This is a genomic window from Streptomyces sp. ME02-8801-2C (assembly GCF_033793965.1).
Lineage (GTDB): Bacteria > Actinomycetota > Actinomycetes > Streptomycetales > Streptomycetaceae > Streptomyces.
The window spans coordinates 738,187-754,333 of sequence record NZ_JARAXP010000003.1 but is presented as its reverse complement, the minus strand read 5'-3'; the positions used below and the strand labels follow the sequence as shown (position 1 = coordinate 754,333).

Sequence of the window (16,147 nt, the reverse complement as noted above, 5' to 3'; positions counted from 1 at the left end):
CCGTCAGCCCAGTTTCCGGCAGTACAGCGCGTCCGGAGTCCGTGCCGAGCCCACCCGGCCCGTGTACGCGATCCCGGCCGCGTACTCGTCGTCCGCGCACTGGCCCTTGTAGTGGCCGCTCGCGAAGTCGCCGCCCTTGGGGGCCGTGCCCCTGTTGTCACCCCGGTCGAACCAGACCGTACGGCCGCCCCCGCCGAGCCTGTTCGCCGGAGCGGCCGCGCACAGGGCGGCCGAGACGGCGGAGCCGCGGACGCTGTAACCGGTGAGGAACTGGCCGTCGGGGCACTGGAGTTTGGTGTACCCGGACGCCCAGTCGCCGCCCGGTGCGACATGGCGCTCGTCGGTGACCACTTCGTGTCCCCCGGCCGGGTCCCGCAGCGGTCCGGCGGTCACGTCGGAGCACAGGCCCCGGTTGCCCGTGTGGCTGAGGCCGAGGAGGCGCTGCCCGTTGGGGCACGCGGCCTTGCGGGCACCGGAGTCCCAGTCGGGGAGCGCGCGCATGCGCCGCGAAGCGACGAAGTCGCCGTGGTCGGGACTGAGCATCGACCACTCCGTCACGGGGGCGACCCGACCGGTCCGGCCGGGGGCTCCGACGAGCCGGGTCCAGGCGGCGGCCCGCCAGTCGTCGCCGTCGTACAGCCCCATCCGGTGGCCCGCCGAGTCCCAGTGCAGCAGGGCCCAGCCGTTGCCTCTGCGGTTCTCGTGCCATCCCACGAGCGGCCAGTAGGCGAAGTCCGCGTCGGCGCGGATCAGTTGGCTGACGAAGTTCTCGAACCAGGCGCGCTGCTTCGCGCCGGTCTCCTCGCGGCCGCCGACGCCGAACTCGCTGATCCAGAGCGGGGCGGTGAAGTGCCGGTCCTGTTCGGCGGTGACGAAGAAGGCCTGCCGGTTCAGTACGTCGATCAGTTCGGTCGGGCTGAAGTCGCGGTAGCGGGGGTCGCTGGTCTCACCGGTTCCGGTGGCGCCGCTGTGGTTCGGGCCGGTGTAGTCGTAGAAGTGGGCCGAGTACACGAGCTTGCCGGAGTCGACGAGGGTGTGCGAGAGACGGTGTACGGGCTCCAGGGTGGGGCGTTCGTGGGCGAGGCCGTCGACCGGGATGCCGGTCCAGTTGATGCCCTCGACGATGATCAGGAGGTCGGGGTCGGCCTCCGTCAGGATGCGGTCGCCCAGGCGCTGGGAGGCGGCGAACCAGTCGTGGTCGTCGCCCACGCCCCAGTTGGGGTCGTCCAGGATGTTGCGACGGACCTCGTTGTAGAGGTCGGCGCCGACGACACGCTGGTTGTCACGGTAGCGCCGGGCCATGAAGAGCCAGTCGTTCTCCCAGGCCGAGGCGGACTGGCCCGTGTTCCAGCGTTCGTTGCCGTCGACTCCGCAACACCAGCGGGTGGTGTTGGTGTGGTTGTTCAGGATCACCGCGAGCCCGGCGGCGGTGAGTTCCCGCACCACGACGTCGTACACCTGCAGTGGGGTCCTGCCGCGCAAAGCGGGATTGGCGGCCACGGATGCGTCCGTGACGGGACGGCTGTCGTGGATTATCTCGTTGGAGAAGGGCAGCCGGATGCTGTTGATTCCGATTTCCTGGAAACCGGCGATGATTTCGGCCACGGGGGCCCGGTCCAGGCCGAGCGGCATTCGGCCGGAGTTCTCCCCGGCGTGATGGTCGGTGTCCGCGTCCGGGCTTCCCGATCCGTTCCAGGTGCCGCTGGCGCCGTGCCAGTTGCCGGACCGCAGCTTGAAACGGTCGCCGTTCGCGTCGACGATCCACCGGCCGCGCGTGCTGAGCGGCGGCGTCCAGTTCGCCGCGCTCGCGGCGATCTCGGGTGGGTCACCGGCCTCGGGGACGGGTGCTCGTCCGACTGCCGCCTCCGCGCCGGGCGCCAGGGCAACGACGAGGAGTACGGCGGCCAGTGCGGCCTTTGACCTGACGAGGATTCCGCGCACGGTCACCATCCTGAGGCGCACATTGTCATGGCGACGTCATCATGATGGATCGTTCGGCATTGGTCCAGGCCTTCCTGCGGGGGGAGGGCGGAGGAACTCGCCTTCGTCGCCCTGGCCGATCGTGACCTGGCCGGAAGCCATGCCCTCGGACACCGGCGGTTCGAGCGGAGCGAAACCGTCTCGAGTGCCCCCCGTTCGCCCATTCAGTCCCTCGTTCGCGGGTCTTTTCCGCGCGGCCAAAAGCTTCACGTCAGGCTTTGGTTGTCTGACGGCAACTGCGTTAATCTTCACCGGATTTTTCTCATCCGGCCGATCCGTGAACTGCGGAAACACGGTCGCTGAGAGGGCCTTTCACGGGCCCGGCGCGGGTTCCGAGTCCTCGGAGTGAGGGCTCTTGGGGAGCGGAACGAGGGTGCGCATGAACAGCAGGACGACCGAGGTCGCCGACCGGGCCCCGGGCGAGCAGGAGCTGCGGCAACTCCTGGCCGGACTGACCGCCGTACGGGACGGCGACTTCGGCACCCGGCTGCCCTCCGACGGCGACGGACTGCTCGGCGACATCGCGACGGTCTTCAACGGCATGGTGGACCAGCTGTCCGTGTTCACCTCCGAAGTCACCCGGGTGGCGCGCGAGGTGGGCACCGAGGGCACGCTCGGCGGGCAGGCGGAGGTGCCGGGGGTCTCGGGCACCTGGGCCGACCTGACCGACTCGGTCAACGCCATGGCGGGGAATCTGACCACTCAGGTGCGCGACATCGCGCAGGTGGCGACCGCGGTCGCCAGGGGCGACCTGTCGCAGAAGATCGACGTCCCGGCGCGTGGCGAGATCCTGCAGCTGAAGGAGACCGTCAACACGATGGTCGACCAGCTGTCGTCGTTCGCGGCCGAGGTCACCCGGGTGGCCCGGGAGGTCGGCAGCGAGGGCCGGCTCGGCGGACAGGCCCAGGTGCCCGGTGTCGGCGGTGTCTGGCGCGACCTGACCGACTCGGTCAACTTCATGGCGGGGAACCTCACTTCGCAGGTCCGCAACATCGCCCAGGTGACCACGGCGGTGGCCGAGGGCGATCTCTCGCAGAAGATCACGGTGGATGCCCGGGGGGAGATCCTGGAGCTGAAGAACACCATCAACACGATGGTGGACCAGCTCTCCGGGTTCGCGGACGAGGTCACCCGCGTGGCCCGCGAGGTCGGCACCGAGGGACGTCTCGGCGGACAGGCGGACGTCAAGGGCGTGAAGGGCACCTGGCGGGACCTCACGGACTCCGTGAACTTCATGGGGGCCAACCTCACCGGCCAGGTCCGCAACATCGCCCAGGTGGCCACGGCGGTGGCTCAGGGCGACCTTTCCCAGAAGATCACCGTGGACGCCCGTGGTGAGATCCTGCAGCTCAAGGACACCATCAACACGATGGTGGACCAGCTGTCCGGCTTCGCCGACGAGGTCACCCGCGTGGCCCGCGAGGTCGGCACCGAGGGCAACCTGGGCGGCCAGGCCATCGTCCGGGGCGCGTCGGGAACCTGGAAGGACCTGACCGACAACGTCAACGTGATGGCGTCGAACCTGACCGGCCAGGTCCGTTCGATCGCCCAGGTCGCCACCGCCGTCGCACGCGGCGACCTCTCCCAGAAGATCACCGTCGAGGCCAAGGGCGAGGTCGCGGCCCTGGCGGACGTCATCAACACCATGGTCGACACGCTCTCCGCGTTCGCCGACGAGGTCACCCGCGTCGCCCGCGAGGTCGGCACCGAGGGACGCCTCGGAGGCCAGGCCCACGTCCCGAACGTCGCCGGCACCTGGAAGGACCTCACCGACAACGTCAACTCGATGGCCAACAACCTCACCGGCCAGGTCCGCAACATCGCCCTGGTCACGACCGCGGTCGCCGGCGGTGACCTGTCGAAGAAGATCGACGTCGACGCCCGGGGCGAGATCCTCGAGCTGAAGACCACCATCAACACGATGGTCGACCAGCTGTCGTCGTTCGCCGCCGAGGTCACCCGTGTGGCCCGGGAGGTCGGCAGCGAGGGCCGGCTCGGCGGACAGGCCGAGGTCGAGGGCGTCGAGGGCACCTGGAAACGGCTCACCGAGAACGTCAACGAACTCGCCGGGAACCTCACCCGACAGGTCCGAGCCATCGCCGAGGTCACCAGCGCCGTCGCCGAGGGCGACCTGACCCGCTCGATCACCGTCGAGGCCTCCGGGGAGGTCGCCGACCTCAAGGACAACATCAACTCCATGGTGGAGTCCCTGCGGGAGACCACCCGGGCCAACCAGGAGCAGGACTGGCTCAAGACCAACCTCGCCCGGATCTCCGGCCTGATGCAGGGCCACCGCGAGCTGCCCGTCGTGGCCGAACTCATCATGGACGAACTCGCGCCGCTGGCCTCCGCGCAGTACGGCGCCTTCTACCTCGCCGAGGACACCGAGCGCGGCCCCGAACTGCGGCTGGTGGGCTCGTACGGCTATCCCGCCGAGACCGACCGGCCCGAGCGGATCCCCGTCGGGCGCTCGCTGGTCGGGCAGGCGGCGCGCAACCGCCGGCCCATCAGCGTGGAGGAGCTGCCGCCGGGCTATGTGACCATCTCCTCCGGTCTCGGACAGGCCGTGCCCAGCGCCCTGATGGTGCTGCCCATCGTGGTCGAGGACCAGGTCCTCGGTGTCATCGAGCTGGGCTCCGTCACCGCCTTCACCCAGATCCACCAGGACTTCCTCGCCCAGCTGATGCCGACCATCGGCGTCAACCTCAACACCATCGTCGCCAACGCCCGCACCGACGAACTGCTCGGGGAGTCCCAGCGGCTGACCGCCGAACTCCAGGCCCGCTCCGAGGAGTTGCAGGTCCAGCAGGACGAACTCCAGCGCTCCAACGCCGAACTGGAGGAGAAGGCCTCCCTGCTGGCCTCCCAGAACAGCGACATCGAGGCCAAGAACCTGGAGATCGAACAGGCCCGGCAGGAACTGGAGACCCGCGCACAGCAGTTGGCCCTGGCCTCGAAGTACAAGTCGGAGTTCCTGGCGAACATGAGCCACGAACTGCGCACCCCGCTCAACAGCCTGCTGATCCTGGCCCAGTTGCTGGCACAGAACCCCTCGCGCAACCTGACGCCCAAGCAGGTCGAGTACGCGGGCATCATCCACTCGGCGGGCTCGGACCTGCTGCAGCTCATCAACGACATCCTCGACCTGTCGAAGGTCGAGGCCGGCAAGATGGACGTCGCCCCCGAGCGCGTCCCGCTGCGCAAGCTGCTGGAGTACGTCGAGGCGACGTTCCGCCCGATGACGACGCAGAAGAGCCTGGACTTCACGGTGGCCACCGCCCCGGGCACCCCCGCCGACCTGCTCACCGACGACTCCCGGCTGCGCCAGATCCTGCGCAACCTCCTGTCGAACGCCGTGAAGTTCACCGAACACGGCGGCGTCGCACTGCACATCGAACCCGCCGGGGACCGGGAGGTGCCCATCGGTGTCCTCCGAGGCGGTCCCGTCGTGGCCTTCAGGGTGAAGGACACCGGCATCGGCATCCCCCAGCAGCAGTTGGAGACGATCTTCGGAGCCTTCCAGCAGGCGGACGGCACCACCAGCCGCAAGTACGGCGGCACCGGCCTCGGCCTGTCCATTACCCGGGAGATCGCCCATCTGCTGGGCGGCGCCGTCACCGTCGACAGCACACCCGGTCAGGGCAGCACCTTCACCCTCTATCTCCCCGTGGCACGCGCCGACTTCGAGGAGGTGCTCGACGGCGGCGGCATGCCGACGGAGCAACCGCACCCCACCGACGGGGAGTTGACCCCGGCCCGTCGACCGGACACCCCCTCCACCGCGCATCCCGAGCAGCGCCGGCGCCGCCTCCTGGTCGTCGAGGACCGTCCGCGCGGACTGCTGACGCTCGTCGCCGAACGAGCGGTCGCCGACCTCGAGCCCGACGCCGACCAGCTCGGGGCGATCGACATCATCACGGCGATCGGCGCACAGGAGGCGGCGAGCACCCTGGCCGCCGAGCCCTGCCACTGCGTCGTCCTGGAACTCGGCATGTCCGACGACGAGGGCACACGTCTGCTGGAGGCCATAGAGGGTGACTCGGCGCTGGCCGGCGTGCCCGTGCTGGTGCACACCGGCCATCGCGTGGACCTGGCGCAGGAACAGACGTTGCGCTCCCGCGCAGCCGGCCGTCCGCTCGCCTTTCTCTCCAGCCTCGACGAACTGCGCGAACGCATCACCCTGCACCTGTCCGCCGAGGAACCCGGCGACGTCCTGTCACTGGTCCGCGCCGAGGAGTCCCAGCGCCCGGCCGCGCAGGTCGTCGAGGGCGCCTTCCACGGCCGTACGGTGCTCGTGGTCGACGACGACGCGCGCAACCTCTTCGCGCTGAGCGGGATGCTGGAGCTGCACGGGTTCCACGTCCTGCACGCCGACAACGGACGCAAGGGCATCGAGATGCTGCTCGCCCATCCGGACGTCTCGGTGGTTCTGATGGACGTGATGATGCCCGAGATGGACGGCTACACCGCCACCGCGGAGATCCGGGCGATGCCCCAGTACGCCGATCTGCCCATCATCGCCGTCACCGCGAAGGCCATGCCCGGCGACCAGGAGAAGAGCCTCGCGTCGGGCGCGAACGACTACGTCACCAAGCCGGTCGACACCGACGACCTCATCGGCCGCGTCCGGCGATGGCTGTCCGAATGACGGTCCGGCACACCGCCGCGCGCACCGGCCGAACATGTGGTGTCGCAGGACGCCCGAGCCGAGGAACAGGTCAACCGTGAGCAATCCCCGTCCGCCGGCCGAACCACCCGCCGAGGATCCGGCGGAGGACCCCGGCCCGCTGTCCGACAACCCGCCGGTTTCGATGCCCGCCGCCCGCGCCGACGCTCAGGCCGCCGCCACCGCTGGGACAGAGGTGTACGAGGGCGACGAGGAGGACCCGAGGGGAGCGGCAGCGCCTTCCCGCGTCGGCAGACTCGCGGCGACCGTGGAGCGACTGCGCCGCGAGGTGCGGACCGCTCACGCGGAAGCGGACGGACGTGCCCTGATCGAGCTGGCCAAGGGCATCCTCGTCGAGCGGCTCGGCTGCGGACCGTCGCAGGCGGCACGGCAGCTCGCCGAGCTGACCGAACAGGCCGGTGTGACACCCCTCGAGTTCGCCGTCGACGTCATCAACCAGGCAGCCCGCGACCGGCTCTCCGACGTGACGACCGCCCTCCTCGCGACCACTGCGGACCACAACGACACCACCGACCCTCCGGGGAGGGACTCCTTCGCCGTACGGCTGCGGACCGCCGAGAGCGGTGCGCTGGCCGCCCACGACGCCCAGGCCGTGGCCGACTCCCTGCTGGAACACGCCCTGACGCCGATCGGCGCGGAGGCCGTCGCCATCTGGGCGCTGGGCGCCGACGGCTCCCTCACGCTGGCGGGCAGCGCCGGATTCCCGGCCGCCGAGGCGGCCCGCTGGCGGTACGTACCGCCGGGCGTGGTGACGGTGGCCCGGCGCGGACTCGGTGAGCGAACGGGCCAGTGGATCGGCTGCCTGTCCGAGACCGGCCTGCCCTCCATCGGCCGGCACCATCACCCCGACGGCGGCCGGGTCGCCGTACCCGCGGGCACCGGCGGCCGGATCCACGGAGTGCTGGAGATCGTCTGGCCCACGCCGCTGGGAGCCCAGCCCCCGCAGATCGTCCGTCAGATCGAGGCCCTGGCCGAGCTGTGCGCCCACACGCTGGGGACCTGCGCCCCGCCCCGCCCCGAAGCCGACACCCGGCCCTGGCCCCGGCCGGACCTCACCGAGCTGATGGACCTGGCCGACGGCCTCCACGACCCCGCGCTGGTCCTCGTACCGCACCTGGACGCCACCGGGGACCTGGCCGACTTCCGCATCCACCACGTCAACACCCACTTCCTCGACCCGGCCGGCCGGCCGCGCGGCGCCGTCAACGGAGCCCTGTTCCTGGAGGCGTATCCGATGGCCGCCGGCGAGAGCGAGCTGTTCGAGCAGATCGAACGGGTCTATGCGACGGGCGAGCCGTTCCGAGCCCGCCGGATGCGGCTCACGGCCCTGGTGGACGACGTCCCGCTGGCCGCTGTCGCCGACATGAGCGTCAGCCGGCACGGCGGCAGCGTCCTTCTCGTCTGGCGCATGGAGGACGAGACCGCACGGCTGGCGAACCTGCTCCAGCACGCCCAACGCCTCGGCCGCATCGGCGGTTTCGAGGAGAACCTCCGCACCGGTGAGATCACCTGGAACGGCCAGCTCTACAGCCTCTACGGCAAGCCGTCCGTCAGCGGCCCGGTCCCGCTGGAGGAGCTGCCCGCCCATGCCCACCCGGACGACGCCGTCGTCATCGGACGGTTCCTGCGCACCCTTCTGCACCAGCGTCGTCCCGCGTCCGCCGCCTTCCGGCTCCAGCGGCCCGACGGTGTGACCCGGCACATCCGCGTCGTGGCCGAGCCGGTCCTCGACTCCGACGGTCGGCTGTTCGTCGTCCGGGGCGCCTACCAGGACATCTCCGCCCACCACTGGACGGAGGTCGCCCTCGCCGCCACCCGCGACCAACTCGCCCACTCCGAGCAGCAGGCCAGCGAACGCAACCGGCTCACCCTCCAGCTCCAGCACGCGATCATGCCCCCGGCGCAGGCCCCGCTGGAGGCCCCGGGACTGCGGGTCGCCGTTCGCTACCGGCCCGCGGAGACCCAGCACCTGGTCGGCGGCGACTGGTACGACGCGGTCGTGCTGCCGTCCGGGCTGGTGCTGCTGTGTGTCGGGGACGTCGCCGGACACGGGATAGAGGCAGCCACCAGCATGGTCGTCCTGCGCAACGCGCTGCGCGGGCTCGCCGTGACCGGCGCGGGGCCGGGCCAGTTGCTGTCCTGGCTGAACATGGTGGCCCACCATCTGACGGGATCGGTCACCGCCACGGCAGTCTGCGGCCTGTACGACCCCGACCGCCACACCCTGCGCTGGGCGAGGGCGGGCCATCTGTCACCCGTCCTGGTACGCGCCGGCGAAGCTGCGCCGCTGCCCTTGATCAAGGGCCTGCTGCTCGGTGCCGTACCCGAGGCGACGTACGAGGAACAAGAGGTCCAACTGGCCGTCGACGACACCCTGTTGATGTACACGGACGGCCTGATCGAACGCCGGGACCGGTCCGTCGAGGAATCACTGGCCCAGCTGCTGCTGGCCGCGCGCACGGTGTCGCCCACGCTCGACCAGCAGTTGGACCGCCTGCTCACCTACAGCAAGTCCGACACGGACGACGACACCTGCATCGTGGGCGTCCGGGTGACCTGACCGCACATCACCAAAAGGGGTGGGGGCACACCGGCGTTCGGTGTGCCCCCACCCCTTCCTAGGCGTTGCGGAGTGTTCTACCAGCGATACCAGCGGCCTCGCTGCCCGCCTGCTCCGGTGGAGCGAGCGAGGAATCCGACCAGCCAGATCACCAGGACGATCAGGGCGATCCACCACAGGGCCTTGAGGGCGAACCCGGCGCCGAAGAGGATCAGGGCGAGAAGCAGAACGAGTATCAGCGGAATCATGGTTATCAACCTCCGTCCCGCCGTGTGCCCCGTCGTGACCTGCGCACACCCTGAAAATTTAACTGTTTCTTATCCGCCGTTCGGGGCAACCGACGGGATTTCCCCCAGTCGGCTCGCGGGGCCTTGGAAGCGACCTCGCAGGGCAGGAATCCGGTCGCCGGGAGGTCTGCGATCGAGGCCGACGGGCACACGACGGGTATGAGGCGGGTTCGAACGGCAGGAAAACGGCAGGAAGGGGAGGCCGGTGACGATCAAGGCGATGGGCTGGGCGCATTCGTTTCCCATTTCGGGAGGTGTGCGCGCCGGTCGGCGGTGGACGCGAAGGCAGTTGGAGTCCCTGCCCTGGACCGCCGCCGAGCCCGAGACCGTGGACGCTGTCGTCCTGACGGTGTCCGAACTGCTCACCAACGCCCACATCCACGCACACAGCGACGCACGTCTGATCCTCACGTGGGACGGCGAATGCCTCCATGTGAGCGTCCATGACGAGGACCCGACACTGCCACGCCGGCGTGACCCGCAGCCGGGTGAGACCTCGGGGCGCGGAGTGAGCATCGTGCAGACGCTGGCGGACGGGTTGCAGACGAAGTGTCAGCGACACGGAAAGACGGTGTCGGCATGCTTCCGTCCCACCGGCATCGACCGCCCGCGCGGAAGGTGAGCCCCGCTCCGCTGGAAGCCGGTGTCGCGGGCAGGCGCGTGCGGATCATGTGCGGGCGCCGTTCCGTTTGAGGCCGGCGGGATGGGGGACACGGCCGGTCAACCGCCAGGCGCCCGCGCCCACCGCCCCCGGCGTCCGGACGGCCGCCGGGGGCGGTGACCCGTTCGGGCAGGCCGGCGAGTCCGTAGCCGCTACCGACGGTGTCCGTGCGGGGAAGGGCCGGCGGCCTCGATGAGCGTGGCGGACGGCCGGTAGTCGACGCGCACAGTCACAACAGGGTTCGTTCAACCGGCAACTCCGTTGCCACAACCGGCGGTCGGCGTCTTGGGATCAGCTGCGGCAGCGCCGTGTTGCGGGCCCCCGTACCCGGTGCGACGGTGGAAAGGGTGCTGTCGGGACAGTGCCCGGCAGGGACAGTTCCACGGGCGACGGGGCGCCCGTCGACGAGCGCCGAAGCGGCGCCCCCTTATTCGTGGCCCCATTCATCCGTGCCCCCATCATCCGTGCGCCGACACCTGGTGCCCGATGGCGCTGCCGCGGGCCTCGGCACCAGCGGCGCGCCCTCCACCGACTGGCGGAAGCACACAGAAAGCGGGAAATGCCATGGCGAACGGACCCTTGGACAGGCGCGCCTTCGGCGGGCAGCCGGACCGGCCCAACGGCTCCCCGGGGGGCCGGGGCGCGGAGTACACCGGTCGGTATGTGATCCTGCTCGACCAGGGTAATCAGGAGAGCGGACTGAGCGCGCTGCGTTCCGCCGCCGACATCGCGCCCGTGGAGCGCGTCCGGGGAGCCGAGACCGCCAACGTCGCCGAACTCCTCGAGAACCCCGACGTCTCGGTGCAGTTCGAAGAACTCGGCGCCGCCGTCGTCGAGGTGCGGGCCGACCAGCGCCACGCACTGGTGACCATGGCCGAGGCCGACCCCTCGATCATCGCGGCCGAGCCGGAGCGCATGGTCTACACCTCGGTGATCACCGCCCCGCAGCAGGCACCGACCGATTTCTTCCCGGCCTACCGCAGCGACGAGAGAGTGGTTGAACGCCACACCAACGCCGAGATCGCGGCGGCACAGGGACCGGCCCTCGACGAGGAGAAGTGGACCTGGGGCCTCCAGGCGATCCGGGCCAGCCTCTCCAGCCTGACCGGACGCGGCGTGAGGATCGCCGTACTCGACACCGGTGTGGACACCGACCACCCCGACCTCGTCGACCGCATCGAGGCGACGGCCTCCTTCGTGCCCGGCGAAAGCGTCGAGGACGGCCACGGCCACGGCACGCACTGCATCGGCACCGCCGCCGGTCCGGCCAACCCCCAGCAGGGGCCCCGCTACGGCGTGGCGACCGAGGCCCGGATACTCGCCGGCAAGGTGCTCAGCAACGCGGGCAGCGGCAGCGACGGACAGATCCTGGCGGGCATGGACTGGGCTGTCGCCCGCGGTGCACGAGTGATCTCCATGTCACTCGGCGCTCGGGTCCGGCCGGGAGAGCTGTTCCCCCAGACGTACGAGAAGCTGGCCCAGCGCGCGCTCGCGCGCGGGACGCTGATCGTCGCCGCCGCGGGCAACGAAAGCCGACGTCCCCAGCGCGTCGAGCCCGTCGGCCGACCCGCCAACTGCCCCTCCATCCTCGCGGTGGCCTCGGTGGACCAGGCGCTCACGACGTCGTTCTTCTCCTGCGGCGCCATCAACGGCGAGGGCGGCGAGATCAACATCGCCGCGCCCGGCAGGGACGTGCACTCGGCCGCCCCGGGTGGCGGGTATCAGGCGATGTCGGGTACCAGCATGGCCACGCCGCATGTCGCGGGTGTCGTCGCGCTGCTCGCCGAGGCCAACCCCGACGCCACCACGGCCGACCTCAAGTCCCTTCTCCTGTCCGGCGCGTTCCCGCTGTCGCAAGGGGTCGAGGAGGTCGGCTCCGGTCTGCTCCAGGCCCCATGAGCAGGCCCCCGCAGTCCGAACCGGTCGGAGTCGTCCTCGCGGTCGACCCCGACCGGTTCGCGGACGTGATCGAGGCCGCGCGCCAGGCCGGGTTGACGGTCACGGGTGAGCAGCCGACCCTCGGCGCGCTCTCCGGAACGATCGCCGAGGACCGGATACCGGCCCTGAGGGCGGTCGCCGGCGTCGAATCCGTCGACCGGGACCGAACCGTCGGCCTTCCGCCACCGGACTCCCCGATCCAGTAGATCCAGTAGCACGCGGGCGTGCGGTGATCAGTCCCAGTGGATGTCCGCCAGAGTCTCCAGCGGGGTCCGTTCGGCCGGGGCCTTGGACACGAGCAGCTTGTCTCCCTTGTGGAGGGTGGAAGGGAAGCGGACGCGGGCACGTTCCTCGATCTCGTCCAGCGTGACCTGGAAGACGCGGAACTCCTCGAGGTCCAGGGACTCGATCTGGACCAGGTTCTGGGTGAGCACGAACGCCTTGGCCTTCAGCTCGCCCCGTTCGGTGTACGTGATGACCTTCCAGAACTCCCGAGGGATTTTGACGCCACGGAAGACGTGGTCGTCGTCCTGGAAGACCGGACCCCCGAAGACGCTGACCTTCAGGTCGTCGACGTCGACATCGGCGAAGACGGCGTCCTCCAGCTTCCCCCACAGCCCGTTCCTGGCGCTCTGGTTGAAGTCGTCCATCTGCGGGGTGATGTTGGTGTAGAAGAACGAGTCGATGTTGGCCTTCTCCGCCTCCGGGAGGCTGCCCCACAGCAGATCGGCGCGGCGCGCTATGTGGCCGCGGTCGAGCCGGTTGGCCTCGTACAGCTCGTTGCCCACCTGCACGTTGGCCGGGAGCCGGGGGTCCTTGGTGAAGGGGATACCGGACCGGCTCAGCCGCTTGAGGGAGCCGCCGTCGATGTTCCACCCGACCCAGAACGGGAAGCGGCGCTTCTTGCTGAGCGCCAGCGAGAAGTGCGTGTAGGGGATGACCTCGGAGCCTTCGAGCCGCACGGCGTCGCCGCTGACCTCCGTGGTGAGCTGCGGGAGATCTATCTGCTCGCCCAGGAAGCCCGGGTCGTAGCCCCGCACCGCTGTGACCTCTTCCGGCGCCGGCCGTTGCAGGCTGATGTCGAGCTTCTCGAAGACCGAGCTCGACAGACAGGCCAGCGCGTGTTCGTCGGAGTCGCTGTCGTCCTCCCCGCCGAAGTGCACCCCGGCGATGATCCCGCTCGGTCTGCCGTTGCTCTGCTTGAACAGCCATACCGCGCCGGAGTCGCCCCCGCTGCTGATCTCGCCGTCCACCGCCGGGTTGTCGGCGTCGGGTCCGATCTCGAAGCAGCCGATGATCCGCTCGCCGACATCGCCCCCGTAGTCGATCTTGACCATGGTGTCGATGCGGCGGACCACGCCATGGGTCACCCCGGTGGTACGGCCGCTCTTGATCACCTTGTCCCCGAGTTCCGGCTCGCCCAACTCCTCGGGCACTACGTCGAGTTCGCAGATCTTCCGGTCGAAGTCGCGGCTCGGGTCGAGGGTCGCCACCGCACAGTCGCCGGCGGCACCGAGGTGGGACCGCCTCAGGACGCCGAGGCGGTTCAGTGAGACGCGGTTGTCGTCGAACTTGCCCGGCTGCACGACGGCCTCGCCGAGGTCGCCGTCCGGCCCCTGCAGGACGTGCCAGTTGCTGAGCACGTACGGGGTGCCGTCGGCCTTGTCGAACACGATGCAGCCGATCGTGCCGGCCGAGACGCTGACACCCCCGACACTCGCGCCGGGAACGACCGGGTTGAGGCGAGTCTTGCGCTCCGGCTTCCTGACCTCGGCCACCACGCGGAAGTGCGGCGTGTAGCTACGCTCGACAACGTCGGTGGGCACCTCGAAACCGTCCACCGTGATGGTCTGCGGTATTCGATTCGTGCCCAGCGCCTCCATCGCCTCAGGTGCGACCTTGCTGCTGACCGTGAACTGCAGGACTATCTGCTTCCCGCGCGTCCCGTTCCTGACCTTCTGTCCGATGCCGACGGACGACACGTTGGGATCCTTCAGCAGGTCCTGGCCGTGTGCGCGGATGTAGTGCCGGAGGGACTCGATCATCCTGTCCTGGGCGGGGGCCGACCTGCGGGGCGGCGTGGCTGTCTTCTTCTTGCTGTTGGTCACCATGAAATCAGCAAATCAGGCATATGTGGTATATGCCTGATTTGATCGCCCGAAAGGCGCCCTCCATGCCGTCCGGGCGTGCCCTGATCGTCATCCCACTGGTCCCAGTGATCATCGGCCGTCACTTTTCGGACCAGGGTTGTTGATTTCCGGACTGAACGCGAAACCGGACTTACGGATTTGGTCTGTACCGATCGACAATGGCTAGCATCGGTATTGGCTTGGCTCGGAGGGGTTGGCTCCGGTTACGGCGTCGTAAGGCTGAGCACACCACTGACGTTCAGGACCTCGTTGCACCCCTGCGCGCGCCGGCCGGTGGCCGGTGTGCCCGGCTTCGAACAGGTCACCTCGACGGTCACGGTGTCGTTCGCGGGGATCTTGATGGGGGTGACCCAGTGGTAGTCCTGGTTGCGGAAGGTCTCCAGCGCGATCGTGGTGATCTTGCGGTCACCGAACGAGAACGTCAACAACCCCTCGTCGCCCTGGAAGTTGGCGATGACGACGTCCGTGACCTCGAAGACGCTGTCGGCCGGCACCGTGTAGACACCCGGCTTGGTCTCCCCGGCGTTCGACTTGACCTCGATGGTCTGCGAGCTCTGCTGGCCGCCGCCGACGCCCCCGGCGCCGGTACCCGTGCCCGTGCCCGTGCCGGTTCCCGTACCCGTGCCCGTCCCGTTCCCGGTGCCCTGCCCCGGCGTCGCCTGTCCGCCGCCTCCTGGCGCGGTCGAGGGACCCCCTGCCCCGGCCTGCGGGTTCTGCCCGTCGGGCGTGCCGGACGACGGCGCGGGGCGCGGCTGGACCGCCTGCCTCGCCGCGTCCTTGGCCGCGCTGCGCACCGCGGGGCGGACCAGCGTGAACCAGGCCAGCAACAGTGCGAGCAGCGCCGCGAGCACGGCCAGCAGCCACTTCGGGAAGATCGGTATCTGGACGAACTCCGCGTCCAGCGGCGTCGGGGAGAGAAGCTCCTCGGGGCGCGGCAGGTCCGGCGCGGTCGAGTCCCCGGAGGCGCCGGTCTCCCGGGCCGCACCGGTCTCCCCGGCGTCGCCCGCCTCAGCGACCTCGCTCGTCGTCAGCGTGAACGGCCACACCACCGGCGAGCCGAACCACACCGGCTTGCCGGTACGGACCCGCAGGCCGACCTCCACCGACTCGCCGGGCTCCAGTTTCGGCCGCTGCGGATCGAAGGTGAACCCCAGCTCCTCGCCGGCCTGACCTGGCGTGAACTCCACCCGCACGGGCGTGTTGCCCTGGTTGAGCACCGCCAGCCGGTAGCGCCCACGCAGCCAGCCGCGCCGACGCCTGGGCGCCAGCTCGGTCTTCAGCTCGTGGAACTCCTCGATCCGTACGGACCCTTCGGGGACCCGTACCGACTCGGGATGCTCGGCCGGCAGCACCCGTACCGCGAACGGCCGTTCACCGGCCCGGATCTCGGGGGAGCGCGGCGGCGACAGAGTGATCGTCACCGTCTCGGAGGTGCCCGGGTACAGGGAGACGCGCGCGGGCTCCACGGTGCTCCAGGCGGCGCACTCCCCGACGACTTCCAGGCTGTACGCCTCGACGATGTCGCTGTCGTTGCGGACGGTCAGAGTGGTGGTGGCCGAGGAACCGGGGGCCACCGTCACGACCGGGATGTCGAGGCCCGGAGCGGGGCCGGAAGAGGCTGCGGAAAGCGTCACACGACCACGCTAGGGACGGGTGGGCGGCAATCGCGAGGGGCACGAGGGCAGTGTCCGGGCAGTCGTGATGCCCGCGCGGTGACCGCCGGCCCGTCCACCGACGGGAGCCATCGACGCCTCCCTCGGACTACGGTGCGCCGCCTTCCGGAGGCGTACCCCCCATGTCAACGTCCATTCTCAACCCCCGGTTCCCGCTGACCAGTTACCGCGAGTGCGCGGCCACAGAGCAGTGACCGCGCGCCAGGGACCA

Annotated in this window: 9 protein-coding genes; 5 read left to right on the top strand and 4 right to left on the bottom strand. The window is 69.9% G+C overall.

The window, feature by feature from the left end:
* Positions 1-3 precede the first annotated feature (3 nt).
* Positions 4-1,950 carry a glycoside hydrolase family 5 protein gene (locus tag PV396_RS12325; RefSeq protein WP_319203608.1) on the bottom strand — a complete coding sequence of 649 codons (1,947 nt, stop codon included), beginning with the start codon at positions 1,948-1,950 and terminating at the stop codon, positions 4-6.
* A 409-nt stretch (positions 1,951-2,359) separates the two neighbouring features.
* On the opposite strand from PV396_RS12325, the gene PV396_RS12320 reads away from it, so the two are divergent.
* Together PV396_RS12320 and PV396_RS12315 are read left to right on the top strand one after the other, a co-directional pair.
* Positions 2,360-6,628: a HAMP domain-containing protein gene (locus tag PV396_RS12320; protein ID WP_319203606.1), complete on the top strand. Its 4,269-nt coding sequence runs from the start codon at positions 2,360-2,362 to the stop codon at positions 6,626-6,628.
* Positions 6,629-6,704: 76 nt separating this feature from the next.
* On the top strand, positions 6,705-9,227 hold the full coding sequence (locus tag PV396_RS12315; protein ID WP_416071382.1) for a SpoIIE family protein phosphatase: 2,523 nt from the start codon (positions 6,705-6,707) through the stop codon (positions 9,225-9,227).
* A 77-nt stretch (positions 9,228-9,304) separates the two neighbouring features.
* Here PV396_RS12315 and PV396_RS12310 read toward each other — a convergent pair whose 3' ends face one another.
* A complete protein-coding gene (locus tag PV396_RS12310) occupies positions 9,305-9,475 on the bottom strand; it encodes a hydrophobic protein (protein WP_319203604.1) in 171 nt (56 codons plus the stop codon).
* Positions 9,476-9,719: 244 nt separating this feature from the next.
* On the opposite strand from PV396_RS12310, the gene PV396_RS12305 reads away from it, so the two are divergent.
* The 3 genes from PV396_RS12305 (at position 9,720) to PV396_RS12295 (ending at position 12,319) form a co-directional block, all read left to right on the top strand.
* Positions 9,720-10,136, top strand: coding sequence for an ATP-binding protein (locus PV396_RS12305; protein WP_319203602.1), 417 nt, complete (start codon positions 9,720-9,722; stop codon positions 10,134-10,136).
* Between the two features lie 603 nt (positions 10,137-10,739).
* On the top strand, positions 10,740-12,074 hold the full coding sequence (locus PV396_RS12300) for a S8 family peptidase (protein WP_319203600.1): 1,335 nt from the start codon (positions 10,740-10,742) through the stop codon (positions 12,072-12,074).
* The gene (locus PV396_RS12295) at positions 12,071-12,319 is read left to right on the top strand and encodes a hypothetical protein (protein WP_319203598.1); all 249 of its coding nucleotides are present in this window, start codon (positions 12,071-12,073) and stop codon (positions 12,317-12,319) included. Before PV396_RS12300 ends, PV396_RS12295 begins: the two co-directional genes overlap by 4 nt.
* A gap of 27 nt (positions 12,320-12,346) precedes the next feature.
* Here PV396_RS12295 and PV396_RS12290 read toward each other — a convergent pair whose 3' ends face one another.
* Both PV396_RS12290 and PV396_RS12285 read right to left on the bottom strand, forming a co-directional pair.
* The gene (locus tag PV396_RS12290) at positions 12,347-14,224 is read right to left on the bottom strand and encodes a DNA/RNA non-specific endonuclease (protein ID WP_319203596.1); all 1,878 of its coding nucleotides are present in this window, start codon (positions 14,222-14,224) and stop codon (positions 12,347-12,349) included.
* A 242-nt stretch (positions 14,225-14,466) separates the two neighbouring features.
* Positions 14,467-15,897: a hydrolytic protein gene (locus tag PV396_RS12285; RefSeq protein ID WP_319203594.1), complete on the bottom strand. Its 1,431-nt coding sequence runs from the start codon at positions 15,895-15,897 to the stop codon at positions 14,467-14,469.
* Between the last annotated feature and the right edge of the window lie 250 nt (positions 15,898-16,147).